19 protein-coding genes, 1 tRNA gene and 1 pseudogene are annotated in these 21819 nt (G+C 66.9%); 13 read left to right on the forward strand and 8 right to left on the reverse strand.

The features are described from left to right. Positions 1-714, reverse strand: a 714-nt coding sequence (locus ACOJTD_RS22245; RefSeq protein ID WP_420135028.1) for an ABC transporter substrate-binding protein, incomplete at its 3' end; no start/stop codon positions are given. A gap of 130 nt (positions 715-844) precedes the next feature. Here ACOJTD_RS22245 and ACOJTD_RS22250 point away from each other — a divergent pair. Both ACOJTD_RS22250 and ACOJTD_RS22255 read left to right on the forward strand, forming a co-directional pair. Beyond that, complete coding sequence (locus ACOJTD_RS22250) at positions 845-1657, forward strand: creatininase family protein (RefSeq protein ID WP_420135029.1); 813 nt, start codon at positions 845-847, stop codon at positions 1655-1657. Between the two features lie 338 nt (positions 1658-1995). After that, positions 1996-4050: a carbohydrate porin gene (locus tag ACOJTD_RS22255; RefSeq protein WP_420135030.1), complete on the forward strand. Its 2055-nt coding sequence runs from the start codon at positions 1996-1998 to the stop codon at positions 4048-4050. A gap of 159 nt (positions 4051-4209) precedes the next feature. Here the strand turns inward: ACOJTD_RS22255 and ACOJTD_RS22260 are convergent, their stop codons facing one another. After that, positions 4210-5841 carry an FMN-binding glutamate synthase family protein gene (locus ACOJTD_RS22260; protein ID WP_420135031.1) on the reverse strand — a complete coding sequence of 544 codons (1632 nt, stop codon included), beginning with the start codon at positions 5839-5841 and terminating at the stop codon, positions 4210-4212. A 199-nt stretch (positions 5842-6040) separates the two neighbouring features. On the opposite strand from ACOJTD_RS22260, the gene ACOJTD_RS22265 reads away from it, so the two are divergent. From ACOJTD_RS22265 to ACOJTD_RS22275, 3 genes are all read left to right on the forward strand, one after another. Continuing rightward, positions 6041-7024, forward strand: a complete 984-nt coding sequence (locus ACOJTD_RS22265; RefSeq protein ID WP_420135032.1) for a hypothetical protein — start codon at positions 6041-6043, stop codon at positions 7022-7024. After that, positions 7025-8341: a bifunctional folylpolyglutamate synthase/dihydrofolate synthase gene (locus ACOJTD_RS22270; RefSeq protein ID WP_420135033.1), complete on the forward strand. Its 1317-nt coding sequence runs from the start codon at positions 7025-7027 to the stop codon at positions 8339-8341. An 85-nt stretch (positions 8342-8426) separates the two neighbouring features. Then, positions 8427-9425: an NADP-dependent oxidoreductase gene (locus tag ACOJTD_RS22275; RefSeq protein WP_420135034.1), complete on the forward strand. Its 999-nt coding sequence runs from the start codon at positions 8427-8429 to the stop codon at positions 9423-9425. 23 nt (positions 9426-9448) lie between these two features. On the opposite strand, the gene ACOJTD_RS22280 is transcribed toward ACOJTD_RS22275, so the two are convergent. Further along, positions 9449-9525 (reverse strand) — tRNA-Arg (locus tag ACOJTD_RS22280). Between the two features lie 527 nt (positions 9526-10052). On the opposite strand from ACOJTD_RS22280, the gene ACOJTD_RS22285 reads away from it, so the two are divergent. Then, positions 10053-10637, forward strand: a complete 585-nt coding sequence (locus ACOJTD_RS22285) for a YidB family protein (protein ID WP_420135035.1) — start codon at positions 10053-10055, stop codon at positions 10635-10637. A gap of 107 nt (positions 10638-10744) precedes the next feature. Continuing rightward, a complete protein-coding gene (locus ACOJTD_RS22290; RefSeq protein WP_420135036.1) occupies positions 10745-11005 on the forward strand; it encodes a GlsB/YeaQ/YmgE family stress response membrane protein in 261 nt (86 codons plus the stop codon). Between the two features lie 89 nt (positions 11006-11094). On the opposite strand, the pseudogene ACOJTD_RS22295 reads toward ACOJTD_RS22290, so the two are convergent. After that, positions 11095-11904: pseudogene (locus ACOJTD_RS22295) on the reverse strand (SDR family NAD(P)-dependent oxidoreductase). 244 nt (positions 11905-12148) lie between these two features. On the opposite strand from ACOJTD_RS22295, the gene ACOJTD_RS22300 reads away from it, so the two are divergent. From ACOJTD_RS22300 to ACOJTD_RS22310, 3 genes are read left to right on the forward strand one after another with little or no spacing between them, the layout of a single operon-like run. Further along, entirely contained in the window at positions 12149-13213 is a 1065-nt protein-coding gene (locus tag ACOJTD_RS22300; protein ID WP_420135037.1) for an acyl-CoA dehydrogenase family protein, read from the forward strand. Between the two features lie 25 nt (positions 13214-13238). Then, positions 13239-14399, forward strand: coding sequence for an acyl-CoA dehydrogenase family protein (locus ACOJTD_RS22305; RefSeq protein ID WP_420135038.1), 1161 nt, complete (start codon positions 13239-13241; stop codon positions 14397-14399). A 36-nt stretch (positions 14400-14435) separates the two neighbouring features. Next, the gene (locus ACOJTD_RS22310) at positions 14436-15242 is read left to right on the forward strand and encodes an enoyl-CoA hydratase/isomerase family protein (RefSeq protein WP_420135039.1); all 807 of its coding nucleotides are present in this window, start codon (positions 14436-14438) and stop codon (positions 15240-15242) included. Positions 15243-15373: 131 nt separating this feature from the next. On the opposite strand, the gene ACOJTD_RS22315 is transcribed toward ACOJTD_RS22310, so the two are convergent. Further along, positions 15374-16807: a L,D-transpeptidase family protein gene (locus ACOJTD_RS22315; RefSeq protein ID WP_420135040.1), complete on the reverse strand. Its 1434-nt coding sequence runs from the start codon at positions 16805-16807 to the stop codon at positions 15374-15376. Between the two features lie 360 nt (positions 16808-17167). Further along, complete coding sequence (locus tag ACOJTD_RS22320; protein ID WP_420135041.1) at positions 17168-18130, reverse strand: acetyl-CoA carboxylase carboxyltransferase subunit alpha; 963 nt, start codon at positions 18128-18130, stop codon at positions 17168-17170. A gap of 326 nt (positions 18131-18456) precedes the next feature. Here ACOJTD_RS22320 and ACOJTD_RS22325 point away from each other — a divergent pair, with 326 nt between their 5' ends. Then, positions 18457-19035, forward strand: a complete 579-nt coding sequence (locus ACOJTD_RS22325; protein ID WP_420135042.1) for a cytochrome b — start codon at positions 18457-18459, stop codon at positions 19033-19035. Here ACOJTD_RS22325 and xerD read toward each other — a convergent pair. Then, a complete protein-coding gene (xerD, locus tag ACOJTD_RS22330; RefSeq protein WP_420135043.1) occupies positions 19032-20066 on the reverse strand; it encodes a site-specific tyrosine recombinase XerD in 1035 nt (344 codons plus the stop codon). The genes ACOJTD_RS22325 and xerD overlap by 4 nt on opposite strands. 43 nt (positions 20067-20109) lie before the next feature. Next, positions 20110-20256 carry a hypothetical protein gene (locus ACOJTD_RS22335; RefSeq protein WP_054160844.1) on the reverse strand — a complete coding sequence of 49 codons (147 nt, stop codon included), beginning with the start codon at positions 20254-20256 and terminating at the stop codon, positions 20110-20112. 174 nt (positions 20257-20430) lie between these two features. Between ACOJTD_RS22335 and ACOJTD_RS22340 the strand changes: the two genes are divergently transcribed. Both ACOJTD_RS22340 and ACOJTD_RS22345 read left to right on the forward strand, forming a co-directional pair. Next, positions 20431-21048: a shikimate kinase gene (locus tag ACOJTD_RS22340; RefSeq protein WP_420135044.1), complete on the forward strand. Its 618-nt coding sequence runs from the start codon at positions 20431-20433 to the stop codon at positions 21046-21048. Beyond that, positions 21045-21819 (forward strand): 3-dehydroquinate synthase family protein (locus tag ACOJTD_RS22345; protein ID WP_420135045.1); only part of this gene is annotated, 775 nt, incomplete at its 3' end. The genes ACOJTD_RS22340 and ACOJTD_RS22345, both read left to right, overlap by 4 nt.

The raw sequence follows: 21819 nt of genomic DNA on the forward strand, positions 1-21819 counted from the left end.
CAGGACGCTCGGCTTGAACTTGGCGGCCTGTTCCACGGTGAACGGCTCGGAGGTGACGTAGCCCTGCATCGCGCTGCGCCGGTCGATGATGAACGGCTGCGGGTTGAAGGTGTAGGGCTTCACCTTGGCTTCGTTGAAACCGTATTCGGATTTCAGCCACTGAAAGTAGCTGGCGATGCCTTCCTTGGAGACGAACAGCGTCAGCCGCTTCAGATCGTCGAGCTTCTCGACCTTGGATTCCGGATGCGACAGGAACACCTGCGGGTCCTTCTGGAACACCGCGGCGATCGCCACCACCGGCACGTTGTTGGCGACCGCGTCGAACGATTGCAGCGTGTTGGCGGTCATGAAGAAATCGAGCTTGCCGGCCATCAGCAGCGCGCGATTGTTGACGTTCGGCCCACCCGGCACGATCGTGACGTCGAGACCGTAGGCCTTGTAGGTGCCGTCCGCGACCGCCTGGAAGAACCCGCCATGCTCGCCCTCGGCGACCCAGTTGGTGCCGAACGACACCTTGTCGAAGCCGCCTTCCGGGACCTTGCGGACCGGCTGCGCCACCGGGCGCGGCGGCTTCTTGGGCGGCGGAGGCGGCGGCGGCTTGACCTCGGGCTTGGGGGCGGGCGGCTCGGCGCCGTGGCCGGACGCCCAGGCCGGCTGCGCCAGCAGCAGAACGACAGACCCGATTAACGCTCGCAGCAGGAAGGCGGGGGTCATGATTGGACTCCGTCGTTCATTTTGGCCCATGATGGAGACAGCGAGGGCGGCGCGGTTAGGTCCGGTCGAGGATTGATAGCGAAACAATGCGGGCATTTGAACCACTGATGCGGACGGCTGCCACGCGCCGATGACCCGAACACCGCCCCACGACTGGACCGCGATCCGCTGGCCGGAAATCGAAGCGGCCGATCCGGCGCGCTGGATCGCCGTGCTGCCGCTCGCCGCCACCGAACAGCACGGCCCGCATCTGCCGCTCGGCACCGACGTGACGATCGCCGAAGCCTATCTGGCGCGGGTGCGCGAGCTGCTGCCGGCGGAGCTGCCGGTGACGTTCCTGCCGCTGCAGCCGGTCGGGCTGTCGCTCGAGCATCTTTCGTTTCCCGGCACGTTGACGATGGGAACCGACACCGCGCTGAAGCTGTGGACCGAAATCGGCGACAGCGTGGCGCGCGCCGGCGTGCGCAAGCTGGTGATGGTGACCAGCCATGGCGGCAACAGCGCCGCGATGGGTCTGGTTGCGCAGGAGCTGCGGGTCCGCCACGGCATGCTGGCGGTGACAACCGGCTGGGCGCGGTTCGGCACGCCCGCCGGCCTGTTCGAAGACGACGAACTGCGCCACGGCATTCATGGCGGCGCGATCGAGACTTCCATCATGCTGGCGCATGCGCCGGATCTGGTCCGCACCGACCACGTCGAGGACTTCCGCCCGACGACGCGGGCGATGGAACAGGATTTCCGCTGGCTGTCGGCGCAGCGGCCGGCGCCGTTCGCCTGGTCGGCGCAGGATCTGCATCCGAGCGGCGCGATCGGCGATGCCACCGGCGCCAGCGCCGACAAGGGCCGGCTGCTGATCGACCACGGCGCGCGTGCATTCTGCGAATTGCTGGCCGAAGTCGATCGCTTCGATCTCGCCGCGCTCGCGATCCCACCGCAAGCCTGACCGGACGACTGCTCCCCGCCTCGCTCCACACCCGTTGACGTCTGTCAGCGGGCGCGCCCGGACCAAGGTCGTGGCCGATCGGCCACGCATGGCAGCGAGTTGCAGGGCGCGTCCTACATCATCGCACCGCGCGCTTGTGCCTTCGAACTATTCCAGAGTAGAGGGTCGCGCGCGCACGGTGATCAGTTTCCCGGCTATTTGCCGCGACTGCTGCACTCATCATGTCAAATCAGTGACAACGACCTCGACTATCGTCAGCTTGCGAGCTGCTCGCACATGCAACCAACTGATGCAGCGACACCCGGTCGCACGTAGTATTCTACCAGTCAGGTCATTCGATGAATCTTCGCCGACGTCTCGTATCAGCAGCCCATCGGCTGCGGCCCGCCGAACCGTTCGCACGCGGCGCGACTTCCGCGCAGCACCGGCGCTTGCCGATCACGAGGCTGCTCGCCGGCGTCGCGCTCGGCACGTTGGCGCTGCCCGAGATCGCGAAGGCCGCGGATGCGCTGAAGGCTCTGCCGGCGCCGGCCTATGACTGGAGCGGCTTCTATGTCGGCGCGCATGCCGGTTACTTGCGCGGCCATTCGAACGCCACGCTGCTGGACCCGGCCTTCATCGCGCAGACGTCGAACGGCTCGGGCGGCATCACGGCGGGCGCGCAGGCCGGCTACAATTGGCTGACGCGCTCCGGCGTGCTGCTCGGCCTCGAGGCCGACATCTCGTTTCCGAGCTACCTGCCCGCCAATGCGGTGCTGTCGGAATTCAGCGGCGCGCCGTCGCAGCTGCAGCACCTCGATTTCTACGGCAGCGTCCGCGCCCGGCTCGGCGTTGCCGCCGGGACATGGCTTGCTTACGTCACCGGCGGCCTTGCCTACGCGCATGAGCGCTATCTGACCGATCCGGAATCCGACAAGACCCTCAACGGCCGGATCGGCTGGGTGGCGGGCGCCGGCCTCGAATACGGCTTCACGCCGCACTGGAGCGCGCGGATCGAATATCTCTACAGCGACTATCAGCGCGCCTCGGTGCTGCTGCCGGGCGGCGCCCGCTACGACTCGGCGCTGAACCTGCAGACCATCCGTGTCGGCCTCAACCGACGGCTCGACTGGCTCGGCGGCGGTGGCGACGCCACGCCTTTCGCGGCGGTGGCCGACCCGGAGTCGGATCGCTGGGAGATCCACGGCCAGACCACCGTGGTGGGCCAAGGCTATCCGTCGTTTCGCTCGCCGTACGACGGCGCCAACAGCCTCGCGCCGAACAGCCAGTTCAAGTCGACCTGGAGCAGCAGCATCTTCGCCAATGTGCGGCTGTGGGACGGCGGCGAACTGTATCTCAACCCCGAATTCCTGCAGGGCTACGGGCTCAGCGACACTGTCGGCGTCGCCGGCTTCCCGAACGGCGAAGGCCAGAAATCCGGCTTCGCCTATCCGCATTTCAGCCCGTCGCGCTTCTATTTGCGTCAGACCTTCGGGCTCGGCGGCGAGCAGGAGCAGCTCGCCTCCAGCGCCTCGCAGCTTTCCGGCAAGGCCGACATCTCGCGCCTGACCTTCCAGGTCGGCCGGTTCTCGGTGGTCGACGTGTTCGTCGGCAACAGCTACGCGCACGACCCGCGCCGCGAGTTCTTGAACTGGTCGATCTGGGCGTCCGGCGCGTTCGATTACTCCGCCGACAAGCTCGGCCTGAGCTACGGCGCCACCGCCGAGCTGAACCAGAAGCAATGGGCGATCCGCGCCGGTTACTTCCTGATGGACGCCGAATCCAACTCGAATAACTTCGACATGCGGCTGCTGCGGCGCGGCGAATACGTCGCCGAACTGGAGACGCGCTACACGCTGTTCGGCCAGCCCGGCAAGCTGCGCACGCTCGGCTTCATCAACAGCGTGTATTCGGGTAGCTATCGCGAGACGCTCGACAACCCGCTGCTCAATCTCGACATCACCCAGACCCGCAAGGGCCGCATCAAATACGGCTACGCCTTCAATCTCGAACAGGCGGTGGCCGAGGATGTCGGCCTGTTCGGCCGCTGGAGCTGGAACGACGGCAGGAACGAGATCATGGCGTTCACCGATATCGACGACAGCTTCTCGGGCGGCGTCTCGATCCGCGGCGTGCGCTGGGGCCGGCCCGACGACGTGATCGGCATCGCCGGCGCCACCAACGGCCTGTCGCGCGACCACCGCGACTTCCTAGCCGCCGGCGGCCTCGGCCCGCTGATCGGCGACGGCGCGCTCAACTATCGCCGCGAGAACATCCTCGAAGCCTACTACGCCTACGCCGTCACCCCCGCCTGGACCGCGACGGCCGACTACCAGTACATCGTCAACCCCGCCTTCAACGCCGACCGCGGCCCGGTGTCGGTGTTCTCGGGACGGCTGCACGGCGAGTTCTGATCGGTCGTTTCTTTGCGCCCGACCTATCCACTCATCATGGCCGGCTCATCCCGGCCATTCACGCCTTTGCTCCATCAGGAAGCCAGAAAGCGTGGATGCCCGGAACAATTCCGGGCATGACGGTGAATGGGGATGCTCCGCGTTACACCTCGCGGACGCCTACACCACCGGCGCAAAGCTCTCCGCGCGCGCCATCGCCCAGGCCTGCTTGAAGCGGGCGTCCTCTGTGCCGTGCAGCAGTTCGCCCCGGCGTAGCGTCGGGTAGAGCTGGGCGAACGACACCACCTCGGACGGCGAGGCGCGCTGCGAGAAGTGATAGGGGCGGATGTCCTGCGGGTGATCGAGCCCGGCGGCGGCGATCAGTTCGGCCAGCGCGTGCAGCGTGGCGCGGTGATAGTTGTAGACCCGCTCGACCTTGTCGGGCACCACCAGCGCCCGATAACGGTTCGGCTCCTGCGTCGTCACGCCGGTCGGGCAGCGGTCGGTGTGGCAGCTCAGCGACTGGATACAGCCGAGCGAGAACATGAAACCGCGCGCCGAATTGCACCAGTCGGCGCCGAGCGCCATCGCCCGCGCCATGTCGAACGCCGTGGCGATCTTGCCCGAGGCGCCGAGCTTGATCCTGTCGCGCAGTCCGGCGCCGATCAGCGCGTTGTGGACGAAATTGACGCCGTCGCGCATCGGCATGCCGAGATGGTCCATGAACTCCAGCGGCGCCGCGCCGGTGCCGCCTTCCTTGCCGTCGACCACGATGAAATCTGGTGTGATGCCGGTCGCCAGCATCGCCTTGCAGATCGCCAGAAACTCCCACGGATGGCCGATGCACAGCTTGAAGCCGGCCGGCTTGCCGCCGGACAGCCGGCGCATCTCGGCGACGAAGCGCATCATCTCGATCGGGGTCGCAAACGCCTTGTGATAGGGCGGCGAGACGCAATCCTCGTCCATCGCCACGCCGCGAATCTGCGAGATCTCCTCCGACACCTTGGCGGCCGGCAGCACGCCGCCATGGCCCGGCTTGGCGCCCTGGCTGATCTTCAGCTCGACCATCTTGATCTGATCTTCGGCGGCGACGCGCGCGAAGGCTTCGGGATCGAACTGGCCGTCGCGGGTGCGGCAGCCGAAGTAACCGGAGCCGACCTCCCAGATCAGGTCGCCGCCGTTCTCGCGGTGATACGGGCTGACGCCACCCTCGCCGGTGTCGTGCGCGAAGCCACCCTTCTTGGCGCCGGCGTTGAGCGCCCGGATGGCGTTCGGGCTGAGCGCGCCGAAACTCATCGCCGAAATGTTGAACACCGAGGCCGAATACGGCCTGCTACACTCCGGCCCGCCGATGCTGATACGGAAATGCTCTTCGGCGTGCGGCCGCGGCGCCACCGAGTGATGCATCCACTCATAGCCGCCGTCGTAGACATCCTTCTGGGTCCCGAATGGCCGCTTGTCGAGCACCATCTTGGCGCGCTGATAGATCAGCGCCCGCGTATCGCGGCTGAACGGCTTGCCGTCCTTCTCGCTCTCGAAGAAGTACTGCCGCATCTCCGGCCGGATCTCCTCGAGCAGGAACCGCAGATGCGCCGAGATCGGATAGTTGCGCAGCACTGCGTGATTCTTCTGCACCAGGTCCCACAGCCCGAGCAGCATCAGCGCGGCGAACACCAGCGCCAGCGTCACCACCAGGCCGAACAGGTCGCTGTCGATATCGGAGATCGCCACCGCGGCGAACAACGCGGTCAGCACGGTGCAGATCGTGAGTGTGATGAAACGCGGCGAGAACGGAAGCAGGATCGTGTCCATGAAATCTCCGCAAGCAGGCAGGTGAGTGCGCCGGCCGAGTTGGCGTCCACGCGAGGCGCAACGCGGCGGTGGTCTTAGCACGCCGATCGCGACACGATAACGGCCGCAGCTCGCTGGATCACGCCTCGTTGATCCGCTAGGTTACGATCCTGCAAACATCCGGACCACGTTTCACGTCGGGCCTTCACGCCGAAGCTGCATGCCGAACCTTCAGGACACTCGCGCCGGAAAGCCGGGATATTACCCCAATCAGGCGATCTATGCGGCCTATGCGTGCGCGCAATTCGGCCTGAGCTTCCAGGATCTCGACGGCGGCAGCGGACTATTGTTCAGCGTCACCTCGGCGCGCGGCGAAGTCTGCTTCGGCGGCGGACGCTGCTCGTATTATCCGCAAAACAATGCCACGGCAGCCACACTGGCGACCGACAAGGCGCTCGCCAATGCGCTGCTCGAACGGGCCGGTGTGGCCACACTGGGCGGGAACTACTTCTTTCTGCACGACCGCCACCGCGCACTGCGTCCCGCGGGACACGAACGCAGCGATGCCGCGGACTATCTGGCGAGCCTCGGCGGCCACGCCTTCACCAAGCCGCTGACCGGATCGCGCGGCGACTTCGCGCGGCCGATCGATGGCGAGGGTCTGGACTCGTATCTCGACGAGGTCGGGCGTTATTACGATGCGGTGCTGATTCAACCGATTGCCACCGGCCACGAGTATCGGGTGTTCGTGATCGACGGCGAGGTTCTGTACAGCGCACGAAAGCTTCCGCCTTATGTCGTCGGAGATGGGGCGCATACGCTGCGTGAGTTGGTTGCGGATCACGATCACGCGCTTCGCGAGCGCGGCCTGTCCGGTACCGCGACCGACGCCCCCGCCTTCGATCGCGTGCCGGCTTTAGGCGAGCGCGTCGAAATCGCCGGACGGATGAATCTCAGCGCCGGCGGCTTGATGGTGATGGACGATGCGGGCGCAGCCGCGCGCGCCGCCGCGAACACTTCTGTGAAAGCGCTGGGGCTGCGGCTCGCCGCGGTCGATCTGTTCGTCGATCCGGACGATGTAGCGGCGGTGCGGGTCATCGAAGTCAACGCCAATCCGGCGATCCGTTTTCTCGAAAGCTGCGGCCGCGACGATCTGATCCTGACGATCTGGCGCCACACCTTCACCGCCATGGGACTGCTGTAAATGTTCGACCTGCCGAAATATGGCGAAGGCCTGTGCCTGGCGCGGCTCGGCGCATTGCTGGCGAGGCTCGGCATCGATCGCGACCAGTTGCGGCGCACCGCCGTGGCGGTTTGCGGCTCGAACGGCAAGGGCTCGACCGCGGCGTTTACCGCCAGCATCGCCCGCGCCTATGGCGAGCGCACAGGGCTGTTCACATCGCCGCATCTCTATCGCTTCAACGAGCGGTTTCGGATCGACGGCGAGCCGATCGTCGACGAGACCCTCAATCCACTGCTGACGCGCGTCACGGACGCGCTGGCCGAAGTTGCGCGCGAGCGCGGCGAACAGTTCGGCGCGTTCGAGGCGCAGTTCGCGCTGGCCTGCGTGTACTTCCAGGAGAGCAAGTGCGACGTCGCCGTATTCGAAGCCGGGATCGGCGGCCGCTACGATCCGGTGCGGCTGCTCGGCGCGCCCGTGAGCTGCGTCGCCTCGGTCGATCTCGAACATACGGCGCTACTCGGCAGTTCGCTCGAGCTCATCGTCTCCGACAAGAGCGACGCCTGCGCGGCGGGCGGCAGCATCGTCTACGGCGAAAACTGCCGGCCGCTGCGCGATCACCTCGCCGAGTACAATCGCAGCCGCGATGTCGAAGCGCTCTATGTCGGCGACGAGATCGCGATCACCAACGCCGCGATCGTCGATGCGACGCAGCGCTTCGATCTGCGGATCGGCGAGCACACCTATCCAGAACTGCAGACGTCGCTGCTCGGCACGTTCCAGCTCAACAACGCGGCAATCGCCGCGACGCTGCTGTCGCTGTGGCTGCAGCGCGCGCGGACCGAGGCCGATCCCGCGCGGCTCGATTGCGCCATCCGCGATGGGCTGCGCGACGCGCGCTGGCCGGGCCGGCTGGAGACGATCAGCACCGACCCTTTGACGGTGATCGACGTCGGCCACACGCCGGATGGCATCCGGCAGGCGCTCGCGGGACTTCACGCGGCGCATGGGCCGCAGGGCTGGCTGCTGGTGCTCGGCGTCTCGCGTGACAAGGCGGCGGCCGAGATCGTCAATGCGCTGGCGCCGCAGTTCGAAACCATCGTGTGCAGTTCGGCGCATCACAAGGGCGCGCCCGCCGACGTCATCGCCGAAGCAGCACGCGCGGCCAATCCGCGCGCCGACATCCACGTGGCATCGACCATTGCCGACGCGGCCCGCGATGCGCGCGCGCTGGCGGAGCGGCTCGGCGCCAAAATCTATGTGGCGGGCGGGCTGTTCCTGGCGATCGAATTCGCCGCCGTGCTGCGCGGCGACCGCGCCGAGGATCTGCGCTTCTTCTGATCGCCGTCATTTCAACGTTGCGCCGGGCCGCACTGCCGATTAGCGTCCGCCGCCAACGACACAACGTCACTCCAGGGAGAGACCGATGACCGCCGTCAACCGCCAGGTGCTGCTGATCGAGAAGCCGAAAGAGAAGCTCGGCGCGGAGCATTTTCGCATGGCGGAGGGCGCGATGCCGGAGCCGAAGGACGGCGAGGCGCTGGTCAAGGTGCGCTACATCTCGCTCGACGCCGCCAACCGCGCCTGGATGCAGGGCGCGACTTATCGGGCCGCAGTCGAGACCGACGCGGTGATGCCGGGCGGCGGCATCGCCGAAGTTGTGAGTTCGAAGGCGCCGGGGCTTGCGCCCGGCGACATCGTGTTCGCCGACACCGGCTGGCAGGAGTATGCGGCACTGCCGGCGAAGCATCTCAGCAAGCTGCCGAAGGTCGAGCCGCTGACGCATCTGCTTAGCGTCTACGGTATCGCCGGCCTCACCGCTTACTTCGGCCTGCTCGACATCGGCAAGCCGAAGGCGGGTGAGACCGTCGTGGTGTCGGCGGCGGCCGGTTCGGTCGGCTCGATCGTCGGGCAGATCGCCAAGATCAAGGGCTGCCGCGTCGTCGGCATCGCCGGCGGCAAGCAGAAGTGCGACTGGCTGGTGAACGAACTCGGCTTCGACGCCGCGGTCGACTACAAAGACGGCGCGCTGTTCAAGGCGCTGCGCGCCGCGGCGCCGACCGGCATCGACGTGTATTTCGACAATGTCGGCGGCGACATTCTCGAAGCCTGCCTGGCGCAGATGAACCTGAACGGCCGCATCGCCTGCTGCGGCGCCGTCTCGCAATACGACCGCACGCCCTCGGCCACCGGCCCGCGCGGCATCCCCGGCCTGATCGTGGTGAAGCGGCTGATCATGCAGGGCTTCATCGTGATGGACTACATGAACCGGCGCGACGAAGCCGTCGCCGAACTGCAGGGCTGGGTCGCGAGCGGCAAGCTCAAGGTGCAGGAAGACGTCATCGACGGCCTCGAAAACACCCCCGCCGCCCTGATCGGCCTGCTGGCGGGAGAGAACCGCGGCAAGCGCATGGTGAAAGTGTGAGCCGAGGCTTGCGCAGCGCGCGTTGGCGATCCCGGGATGACTCGAACATCCGACCTACGGTTTAGGAAACCGCCGCTCTATCCGGCTGAGCTACGGGACCGGCCGGCCGCGGCGTGCCGCGGGCGTGTGGAAGCCACATAGCAGAGCGCCTGCCGAATCGCTACCCCCCGGAATGGGCGATGGTGCGCACCGAGGCTGCCAACGCCGGCGCATGCGAGAGTGTTCGCGCCGGCAGCGCGATCGATCTTCGGCGCCTCCCACCACACCACGTCAGCGCCGGGCTGGTCCGGGCGACCCAGTATTCCCGAGCGCTCGCGATCAGCACACACGCTCTGGGATACTGGGCCCTCCGCTTTCGCGGAGGGCGACGGCCACGGATGGAGCGGGCGTTGGTGTTCACAATTAGTCGCCGGCTCGCCGCGGTGCGCCAGGTGCCGCTTGCTACTCCCGTCACACCTTCGTCACAGATCCGATTAGTCCGCGGCGACTGGTCCGCGCCTTGTCGTGGCCATCGCACGTTCCTATCTGTGGCCGGCCGTGAACCAAGCGGCGGGGTCTGCGTTCGGCTTGTTGCCGCCCGTTCATGTCCGGCGGGCATACTGAACGGCATGGTCACAGGAGGCGACGATGGGTTTGCTCGACATTCTCAACGGCATGCAGAACGGCCCGCGTGGCCCGGCCGATCCGAACGACAAGAGCGGCGGCATGTCCAAGTTCACCATGGCGATCCTCGCGCTGCTTGCCTACAAGGCCTACAAGCACGTCACCGCCGACAATCACCAGCAGGTGCCGGACGGCAACGCGCGGCCGACGTCAGTGCCGAATTCGCCGCCGCCCAATACGGTCAATGCTGGCATGCCCGGTGGCGGCCTCGGTGATCTGCTGAAGGGCGGCCTCGGCGGCCTGCTCGCCGGCGGCGCCGCGGGCAGCATCCTGTCGGGCGGGCTCGGCGATCTGCTGCGGCAATTTCAGACCAGCGGCCTCGGCGACGCGGCGAATTCGTGGGTCGGGCGCGGCGAGAACCAGCCGATCGGCCCGAACGATCTCGCCAATGCGCTCGGCGCCGATCAGCTGCAGATGCTGCAGCACCAGACTGGCATGTCGCGCGAGGAACTGCTCGACGGCCTCAGCCAGCAGCTGCCGCATGTCATCGATCAGCTGACGCCGGATGGCCGGCTGCCGAACGAGGATGAAGCCTCGCGCTGGATCTGAACCCGGCCACCCGCCGCGAAGACGGAACCTTTGGGCAGCCATCCTCATTGAGCGGGACGGCCGCCATTTCGGTGGCGGTGTTCAACGATAGCTGAAGGAAACGGGCGATGGGCGGGATACTGTGGATCATCTTGGTCGGCTTCGTCGCCGGCATTATCGCCCGGCTGCTGGCGCCCGGGCCGAACAATCCGCAGGGCTTCCTGCTCACGACCGTGCTGGGCATCGTCGGCGCGTTCGTCGCCACGGCGGTCGGCCAGGCGATCGGCCACTACGGGCCCAACCAGGGCGCGGGCTTCATCACCGCGACGATCGGCGCCGTGGTGGTGTTGTTCATCTGGCACCGGTTCGCCGCGCGCCGAACATATTAGGCGAGCAACAGCCTCATTCCGTTATTGCAAGCAGCCGGGTAGGCGTTCCGCACCGCCCCGGCTGCTTCTCGTAATGAAGCCGTTAGCTATCACTGCTTCCGCGTCACCGCCTTGAACTCGCCGAGATGCATGCCGGCGTCCATGCGGACCAGTTCGCCGGTCATGCTGCTCGACCGCGGCGTAGCCAGGAAGCACACCAGCTCGGCGATATCTTCCGGCGACGAGGCGATCTGCAGCGGCACAGCGGACGTCACCGCGTCGCGGACCAGCTTGGCGGCCTCGGCGCCGCGGCCTTTTGTGAACCAGGGGGTATCAAATTAGCCCGGGCAGATCGCATTGACGCGGATCGCCGGCGCCAGCGCGCGGGCGAGCGACATCGTCATCACATTGAGCGCACCCTTGCTGGCCGCGTACGCAATCGACGAACCGACGCCGCTGATGCCCGCCACCGACGAGACGTTGACCACCGCACTGGCGCGGCCGGACGCCTTGGCGCCGGCTTCGAGCAGCGCGCGGGCGGCGCGCACCATCTGGTACGGGCCGATGGTGTTGATGGCGTAGAGCCGCTGGAAATCCTCGGCCGACAATTCGTCGAGCAGATGGTGCGCGACGTGCTTGGTGGTACCCGCGTTGTTGATCAGCGCATCGAGCGTGCCCCAATGCGCGGCCGCGGCGACGATCTTCTTGCAGTCCTCGTCCTTGGAGACGTCGCCCTGCGCCACCACGACCTCGGCGGCGCCGAGCTTGCGGCATTCCTCGGCGACGGCATGGGCGTCTTTCTCGCTCGACGCGTAGTTGATCAGCAGCCGGGCGCCGTCCTGAGCCAGGATCCTGGCCGTCGCCGCGCCGAGGCCCGACGCCGATCCCGTCACGATCACATTCAGTGCACCCTTGGCCATCTTCGCTCCGTTTGTCCGTTCGCGCCCGCTGCGCGTGCGCCACCATATCGGCTGCAAAGCACGCGGCAAGCCGCCACCGTCCACCACGCGGAATAACTCCATGCCGTCGCCGCAGGTGGCTGCGCGCGGACCGCCGCTTGTCAGCGCAGGCGGATTTCCCCATCATGCTGCGCAACAACAAGGCTGCAGCTCCCCTGCCCGCGCCACGCGGGCTGCGACGAGATTGCGCAAAACGGGGAACGCTGTGACGGAGACCGACAACATCGTCGTCGAGACCGCGGAGAAGATCTTCGCCGACCTTGCCGATGCACAGACCATCAACGCCGACAAATCCGGAAGCTGGAAAGCGCCGCTGTGGCAGGCGCTGAGCGAGTCCGGCCTGCCGCTGTCCTGGGTGCCCGATGAGCTCGGCGGTTCCGGCGCCAGCCTGGCCGAAGGTTTTGGCGTGCTCAACGCCGCAGGCCGCGCCGGCCTCGCGGTGCCGCTCACTGAGACTATGCTTGCCGGCTGGCTGCTGGCGCAGGGCAAGATCGCGTCGCCCGAAGGCGCCATGACGGTTGCGCCGGCGCATCCGAAGGATCGCATTACGCTCGCCGCCGACGGTACGCTCACCGGCCGCGCCCGCGGTGTGCCGTTCGCCCAGGATGCGCAGCATATCGCGGTGCTGGCGCAGGGCGGCAGCGGCGTATCGATCGCGCTGGTCGCCGCCTCCGCCTGCCGCATCGACAAGGGCCTCGGCGTCGGCAACGACGCGTCCGATGTCGTCAGCTTCGACAAGGTCAAGCCGCTGCAACTCGCCGCCGCGCCGCAGGGCTTCACTGCGACGACGCTGCTGCTGATGGGCTCGGTGGCGCGCAGCCTGCAGATCGCCGGCGCGCTGGAGACGCTGCTGGAGATCAGCGTGCGCTACGCCAATGACCGCGTCGCGTTCGAAAAGCCGATCAGCAAATTCCAGGCGGTGCAGCACAACCTCGCCAAACTCGCTGGCGAGACCTCCGCGGCGCTCGCAGCCGCAACCTCCGCGGCCGATGCGATCAGCAACGCCGAGTCGTTCGACGACGCCATTTTCCTTGAAGCCGCCGCAGCCAAGATTCGCTGCGCCGAAGCGGCCGAGAAAGGCGCCGCGATCGCCCATCAGGTGCACGGCGCGATCGGCTTCACCTCCGAGCACATCCTGCATCGCTACTCGCTGCGCGCGCTCGCCTGGCGCGACGATTTCGGCAACGAAAGCCATTGGGCCGTCGAACTCGGCCGCATGGTGGCCAAACGCGGCGCCGATGATCTGTGGCCGCTGGTCGCCTCGCGCTGACCGCATCAACTCAACGAGACACGCGATGACCGCTGCCCTCCGTTTCGATCCGATCCGCCTGCCGCCCGTCTGCGAAGAGCTACGCAAGGAAGTGCGCGCGTTCCTCGCCGAGGAAATCGCCGCCGGCACCTTCGACCCGCACAAGCCGCAGCGCGAGGATTCCGATGCCCCGGAATTCTCCCGCCGCGTCGGCGAGCGCGGCTGGCTCGGCATGACCTGGCCGAAGCAATATGGCGGCCACGAACGCACCTTCCTGGAGCGCTATGTCGTCACCGAAGAAATGCGCGTCGCCAACGCGCCGACACGGCGGTTCTTCGTCGCCGACCGGCAGAGCGGCCCGGTGCTGCTGAAATATGCGCCCGAGCACATCAAGATGGATATCCTGCCGCGGATCTGCCGCGGCGAATTGTGCTTCGCGATCGGCATGAGCGAGCCGAACTCCGGCTCGGATCTGTTCGCTGCCAAGACCAAGGCGACCAAGACCGACGGCGGCTATCTGATCAACGGCGCCAAGATCTGGACCACCTCGGCGCACATTGCCGACTACATGATCGCGATCTTCCGCACCTCGCCGTCCACCAAGGAAAACCGCCGGCACGGCCTGACGCAGTTCCTCGTGAACATGAAGTCGCCGGGCATCAAGGTGAACCCGATCGCGCAGCTCACCGGCCAGCATGAATTCAACGAAGTGGTATTCACCGACGCGTTCGTGCCGGACGATCACGTGCTCGGCGAGATCGACGGCGCCTGGAAGCAGGCGACTTCCGAACTCGCCTACGAGCGCTCGGGGCCGGAGCGTTTCCTCGAGACTTACTACGTGCTCACCGAGCTGGTGCGCGCGCTCGGGCCGGAGCCGGACATGCGCGGCGCCGAGGGCATCGGCCGGCTGGTGGCGCAACTGCACACCATGCGGCGGATGTCGGTGTCGGTTGCCGGCATGCTGCAGGCAGGCAAGGAGCCGGTGGTCGAAGCCTCGATCGTCAAGGACATCGGCACGATCTGGGAGCAGCAGCTGCCGCACCGCGTGCGTGAACTGTCCGCCTTTGTGGACGCGGAGAACTCCAACCACGCCACGCTCGACGAACTCACCGCCTTCGCCACCAAGCTGGCGCCGAAACTCACCATCCAGGGCGGCACCACCGAGGTGCTGCGCGGCATCATCGCGCGCGGCCTCGGCCTGCGCTGAGCGCGGCGCGCCTCCCGAACTCCGAAGGACTGACACATGAGCAAATTCACCGACATCGCGATCGAGACCACCGGCCACGTCGCCCTGATCGAAATCCAGCGCCCGCCGCTGAACTTCTTCGACATCTCGCTGATCCAGCAGATCGCCAACGCGCTGGACGAGATCGACGCCAATCCGGAGATCCGCGCCACCGTGCTGGCCGCGCAGGGCAAGGCGTTCTGCGCCGGCGCCAATTTCGGCGACCCGGCGCGCAAGGAAGTGGACGAGAAGGCCGCGCAGGGCGACCCGGCCGACAGCCTCGGCCAGATCGGCCACCTCTACTACGAAGCGGTGCGGATCTTCCGCGCCAAGAAGCCGATCATCGCGGCGGTCCACGGCGCCGCAATCGGCGGCGGCCTCGGCCTCGCGGTGTCGGCGGATTTCCGCATCACCTGTCCGGAAGCGCGCTTCGCCGCCAACTTCACCAAGCTCGGCTTCCATCCGGGCTTCGGCCTGACGGTGACGCTGCCGGAGCTGATCGGCAAGAACAACGCCGAGCTGATGTTCTACACCTCGCGCCGCGTCACCGGCGAAGAGGCGGTGAAGATGGGGCTCGCCAACGAGCTGGTGCCCTTGAATGAAGTGCGTAGCGCCGCGCTGAAACTCGCACGCGAGATCGCCGAATGCTCGCCGCTCGGCCTGCTCTCGACCCGCGCCACGCTGCGCGCCGGCCTCGCCGACCGCGTGATGGAAGCCACCAAGCACGAGCTCGCCGAACAGACCCGCCTGCGCGCCACCGAGGACTTCAAGGAAGGCGTCAAAGCCACGGAAGAACGCCGCGCGGCGAACTTCAAGGGGCGGTAGTTCCTACACTGCGCTCACGTTCGTCATTCCGGGGCGCGCGAAGCGCGGAGCCGGAATGACTGCGGATGCTGGCACTTGAACAAGCGCGAACAGCGCCGCGACCGAAAGAGGTCGCGAGCGAACGCGATCCCTTAGCGGAACGCCGAGAAGCGGTTGTCGAAATTGTTCGACGACACCACCGGCGCGGCGCCGGAGATGGTGTTGGAGGACTGGGCCGACGCGCTGCTGTCGACGCTCGGCTTGAGCTGCGGCTTGGCGGCCTGCCTGGGTTCGGCGGGCTTCGGCACGGCCGCATGCGGCCGCGGCGGCGCAGACGGCTCGTTGCGCCGGGCGGAAGTGACCTGCGAGGGCGACGACGGCGTCGCGGGCGTAGACGAGGTGGTGTCGCTGCCGCCCTTGTGGCTCATGCCGGACAGCAGACCGCCGATATCATCCTTCGATGCAGAGGCGACGCGCGGGCTGGCCGGCGTCGGGGTCGCGGCAACTGCGGTGGCTTCCGGCGCGCGTAGCAGATTATCGGACGGGCGCGGCGGGTTGACGGTCGGCGGGATCGTACCGGGCGCACGCTCCATCGCCAGCGTCGCGCTGTCGCTGGACTCGGACAAGCCGGTCGAGCCATCCGGAATCTTCGAGGCGAAGATCTGGTTCATGCCGCCGTCGATGCCGGTGCGCATCCGCGCCACCGGCGTGCCCTTGGAGACCAGCTCGGCGATCTGAATCTGATCCTTCTGGTCCTTCTGACGGACCGCGTCGGCGATGTCGGCCGCCACCGTGTAGGCCGGGCATTTGGCCGAGGCGTTGAACTGCAGCGGCCGGTTGCCGCCGGGCAGCGGCGTCGCGTCGAACACGTATTTATGTTCGCAGAAATCGACCTTCGGCTCCTGCCGCGTCACCTCGAAATGGTCGTTGCCTTCCTTCAGCATCTTCCAGAACGGCATGTTCGGATTGTTGCGATGCTTGGCGAAGTTCACCGGCGTCATCTTGAACGGATAGGCCTGCAGCTGGAACGCGCGCTGGCCGCCGAAGAACGACTCGCGGCCGAGCGCGTAGATCTCGGCAATCTGCTCGTCGGTCATCGCGTAGCAGCCGCGCGACGAACAGTCGCCGTGAACCATCAGCTGCGAGCCGGTGCGGCCCAGCGATTTGTCGAACGCGTTGGGATAGCCGGTATTGAACGACAGGTAGTACGCCGACTGCGGATTCATCTGCGCTGGCGAGATCGAGTAGAAACCTTCCGGCGCCTGACGATCGCCTTCGCGGATCTTCGGGCCGAGATCGCCCGACCAGCGGCAGATCGGATAAGTCTTGAGCAGCTGGAACACGCCGCTGCGGTCCTGCTTCCAGACTTCGAGTTCGGCTTCCTGCTTGAACAGTCGCACCAGGATGGGCGACTGCAGGTCCATGTTCTTGTCCTGCATCGCCGCGACCAGCTTCGGCGGGACCGGCTGGTTGGCCTTGGCGTTGGTGGCGAGCGACATCTGATCGCTGTTGCAGCCGGCCAGCACCACGCTCGTCGCGATCGAGGCCGAAGCCAGCAGCGCGCGCAGCGGCGGAGTTCTCGTCACAGCGAAGCTCCCCCGGACGATCGGAAAAGCCGCAGACCGGCTGATCGGGTCAGCCGGCGCGCAGCTCAGTCCATCGCTCTGACGCGATGCCTTCCAGCCGGATTGGCTAGAATTTTATCGCGTGAATTTACCAAGATGCGCGGGACGTTTTCGCCCAGATGAGGCCAATCCCGCACGCACGAAAGATTATCCTTAAGCCCTCGCCCTCGCAAGCCGATCGGCCGGACAGGCCGATTGCCGCTCGGACATGGTCAAGGAACATTGAATCGGGCAGCCGCGGCGAAACTGCGGCCGGATCGGCGACCGTCGGACGCACCGGCGCGGATGGTTAACGAATCCCGACGCAGCAGGGCCGCCGCCTCAGGCCAGCTTGCGGCCGATCTCGAGAAATTTCTGCCGGCGCCGGTTGCGGATCGTCGCCGCATCGAGGCCGTTCAGCTCGGTGAAGGCCGCCGCGATGGCGTCGCCGGTGGTGGCGATCATGCCCTGCGGATCGCGGTGGGCGCCGCCCTTCGGCTCGGCCAGGATCTGGTCGATCACGCCGAACTTCAGCAGGTCCTGGGCGGTGATCTTCATCGAATTGGCGGCTTCCTGCGCCTTGGTGCCGTCGCGCCACAGGATCGAGGACGCGGCTTCGGGCGAGATCACGCTGTAGATCGCGTGTTCGAGCATCAGCACCTTGTTGGCGGTGGCGATCGCGATCGCGCCGCCGGAGCCGCCTTCGCCGATCACCACGGCGACGTTGGGCACGCCGAGTTGCAGGCAGGCGTCGGTCGAGCGCGCGATCGCCTCGGCCTGGCCGCGCTCTTCGGCGCCGATGCCGGGATAGGCGCCGGCGGTGTCGACCAGCGACAGCACCGGAATGCCAAAACGGTCGGCCATTTCCATCAGCCGGACGGCCTTGCGATAGCCCTCGGGCCGCGCCATGCCGAAATTGTGCTTGAGCCGGGTCTCGGTCGAGGAGCCCTTCTCCTGGCCGATGACGCAGATGCTCTCGCCACGGAAACGGCCGAATCCGCCGATCAGCGCTTCGTCCTCGCCGAATTTGCGGTCGCCAGCCAAAGGCGTGAACTCAGTGATCAGTCCTTCGATATAGTCGACGCAATGCGGCCGCTGCGGGTGCCGCGCCACCTGGGTCTTCTGCCACGGCGTCAGCGACGCATAGAGCTCGTTGAGCGCCTGGACGGCCTTCTCTTCGATCTTGGCGACTTCCTCGTGGATGTCGCTGCCCGAGGCCGCCAGCGTGCGCAGCTCATCGATCTTGGAATCGAGTTCCGCGACCGGCTTTTCGAAGTCGAGATAGCTGCGCATGGGCTCGGACATGATCGGAGACACGGGGGAGAGTTGCGGTGGCCGGACATCAGCCGGGCCTCGGCTTTTCGAACCTAAGGCCCGGTAAGTCAAGCGGCTGGGCCCATTGGCCGCTTAGGCAATAGAACCAATCGGACGCAGCCCGGCGGAGACTGTGCACGTCATCAGGGTGCGCGGCCAGCCCGGCGCGTGGATGCGGAGCGTTCGCGCCAAAAGAGCAACCCAGGACGCTCCACCAGCGCCGCGAGTAGCCGCGTTTCTTCTGACAAATCAGTCATTTGACTTTCGGCGCCGGATGGTGCGGAGCAGCGTGCAGTGCCTCCACCGCGAAAGCCGCCATGACTGTCTCCACTGACGCCTCACCCCCGACCGAGCGCAGCTATGTGCATCACCGTGGCCTTCGCTGGCTGCACTGGACCATGGCGATCCTGATTTTTGCGGCGATCGGGCTCGGCGTGGTTTCGGCCTATCTGCCGGCCGGCCAGGAGCCGCGCCGCAGCCTGCTGGAGCTGCACAAGTCGCTCGGCTTCACCATCCTGATCCTGCTGGTGCTGCGGATCGGCTGGCGGCTGGTGGTCGGCGAGCCGGCGTTTCGCCAGCCACTCGACCGCCTGACCCGGCTGGCGAGCCGCGCCGGCCATCTGGCGCTATACGGCCTGATGCTGTTTATGCCGATCACCGGCTATCTGTACTCGGGCGCCGGCGGCTATTCGCTGCCGTGGTTTGGGCTGTTTCAGTGGCCGCGGCTGGTGCCGCGCGATCCGGCGCTGTCGCATCTCGGCGAAGTGCTGCACGACCGCGCCGCCTGGGTGCTCGGAGCGGTGCTGGCGCTGCATCTTGCGGCCGTCGCCTGGCATCACTTCGTCAAGCGCGACGAGGTGCTGTCGCGAATGACCGGGCGTCGCGCCGGCGATTAATGCCCTTCGGCGAGCGGGTGCAGGTCGCGCACCAGGCTCTTCAGCCGGTCCTCGACCACATGGGTGTAGATCTGCGTGGTCGAAATGTCGCTGTGGCCCAGCAGGGTCTGCACGATGCGCAGGTCGGCGCCATTGTGCAGCAGATGGCTGGCGAAGGCGTGCCGCAGCACGTGCGGGCTGACCAAGCGTGGCGACAGCCCGGCGCGCGCGGCCAATTCCTTGAGATCACGGGCGAAATGCTGCCGGGTCAGATGTCCGCTTTCGCCAAAGGACGGAAACAGCCATTTCGATGCGGGAGCCTGCTTGGCGCCTTTGGCGGCCGCTTTCGCCGCTGCATCGCTCGCGGCGAGATAAGACGTCATCGCCTGTTTCGAGGTGCCGTTGAGCGGCACCAGCCGTTCCTTGTCGCCCTTGCCGCGGACCACGATCATGCGAGCATCGCCGCGCGCCGCCGACAGCGGCAGCGACACCAGCTCGGAGACGCGCAGCCCGGTCGCGTACAGCACCTCGAGCAGGCAATACAGCCGCAGCGCCCGCAGCCGGGCCGGGCCTTCGGCGCCCTCGGCTTCCTGCCGGACACAATCGAGCAGCCGGTCGACATCGGCGATAGACAGCACTTTTGGCAGGCCGCGGCCGCGCTTCGGGCCGGACAGGATCGCGGCCGGATCGTCCACCCGGATCCGCTCGCTCAGCAGGAATCGAAACAGATGCCGCAGCGACGACAATCGCCGCGCCACGCTCGAGGTGGCGAAGCCGCGCTTGTCGAGGTCGGACAGATAGCCGCGCAGCGCCTCGGTATCGGCGGAGGCGAGGCTGTGGCGGCGACGCGCCAGATAGGCCGACAGGTCGGCGAGATCGCGCCGGTAGGCGTCGATTGTGTTGTCCGACGCGCCCTGCTCGGCGGCGATCATGTCGAGAAACAGTTCGCTCAGCCCGGTGTCCGAATACGAGGCGGGCCGCAGCGGCGCGGCCTCGCCCGGTTCGGAAGCCGGAGTCGGGGGCGTGCTGGTGCTGGTTCGCGGTCGTCGCATCGGTCGAGCCTCGGTTCTGGCGTCGTTCGACTACGCTTACGCGCTATTTCTTGAGAAATTTATCCGGCTGCACCACCACCGTCATCTCCCGCTCTTTCGGGCTGACGAAGTTGGCGAGAGCAAAGATCGTTCCGTAGATGATACCGCCAATCACCGCGACGACCGACAGAAAGCGGAACAAGGTAGGCATTTCGGCGGATCTCGGCGGCGTGGAACGCGCATGCGCGGATCCTCGACGATGACCATGTTCGTCCGCGGGAGGCAAGAGACTCTGGCAGGTGTAGCGATCTCAGTAGTATAGCTGGCCGTTCCGGGCCCGAGCCCACACCGAGCCGCAGCCCGCCAAACCATGAGCGCCGCCACAATGTCCGAGACCGCACCGACGGCCGTCGCCGCCAGGTCCCAGCAGGAAGCCGAGATCGTCGCGGCGCTGGGGGAGCGCCCGGTCGTGCTCGTCGGCATGATGGGCGCCGGCAAGTCGACGGTCGGCCGCCGGCTGGCGCTGCGGCTCGGCCTGCCTTTCCTCGATGCCGACACCGAGATCGAGAATGCGGCGGCGATGACCATCCCGGAGATTTTCGAGACCCATGGCGAGCCGCATTTCCGCGACGGCGAGGCGCGGGTGATCGCGCGGCTGCTCGAGGGCGGCGCCAAGGTTCTGGCGACCGGCGGCGGCGCCTTCATGCGCGAAGAAACCCGCGATCGCATCCGAGACAAGGCCGTGTCGATGTGGCTCGAAGCCGAAGCCGACGTCATCCTGCGCCGGGTCAAGCGCCGAGCCGACCGGCCGCTGCTGAAGACGCCGGATCCGGCCGGCACCATCGCCCGGCTGATCGAGGAGCGGTATCCGGTCTATCGCGCTGCCGACATCACCATCGCGTCGCGCGACGTGCCGCACGAAAAGATCGTCGACGAGTGCGTCGCCGCGCTGCACGACTATTTGTGCGGCGACGCCGCCCCAACCCTGAGCGAGACTCCATGACTGCGCCGCTGAACCATTCCGCCCCGATCACCGTCGAGGTCGCGCTCGGCGACCGCGCCTATGACATCGTGATCGGCCGCGACGTGCTGGGCACACTCGGCGACAGGATCGCCAGGCTGCGCCCCGGCGCCCGCACCGCGATCGTCACCGACCACACCGTGGCAAAGAGCTGGCTGAAGCCGGCCGAGGCGATTCTCGACAAGGCCGGCATCGCCCACACCAGCATCGTGGTCGGCGAGGGCGAAAGCTCCAAGACCTATGCGGGACTGCAGCAGGTCAGCGAGGCGCTGATCGCCGCCAGGATCGAGCGCAACGATCTGGTGATCGCGCTCGGCGGCGGCGTGGTCGGCGATCTCGCCGGCTTCGCGGCGTCGATCCTGCGCCGCGGCGTCGACTTCGTGCAGGTGCCGACCACGCTGCTGGCGCAGGTCGATTCGTCCGTGGGCGGCAAGACCGGTATCAACTCGCCGCAGGGCAAGAACCTGCTCGGCGCATTTCATCAGCCGGTGCTGGTGATCGCCGACACCGCGGTGCTCGACACGCTGTCGCCGCGGCAATTCCGCGCCGGCTACGCCGAGGTCGCGAAGTATGGCGCGCTCGGCGACGAGGCGTTCTTCGCCTGGCTGGAAGCCAACCACGCCGACATCTTCAGCGGCGGCGCGGCGCGCGAACACGCCATCGCCACCTCGTGCCGCGCCAAGGCTGGCGTGGTCTCGCGCGACGAGCGCGAGAATGGCGAGCGTGCATTGCTCAATCTCGGCCACACCTTCG

It is taken from the genome of Rhodopseudomonas sp. (assembly GCF_048594845.1).
Classification (GTDB): Bacteria; Pseudomonadota; Alphaproteobacteria; order Rhizobiales; family Xanthobacteraceae; genus Rhodopseudomonas.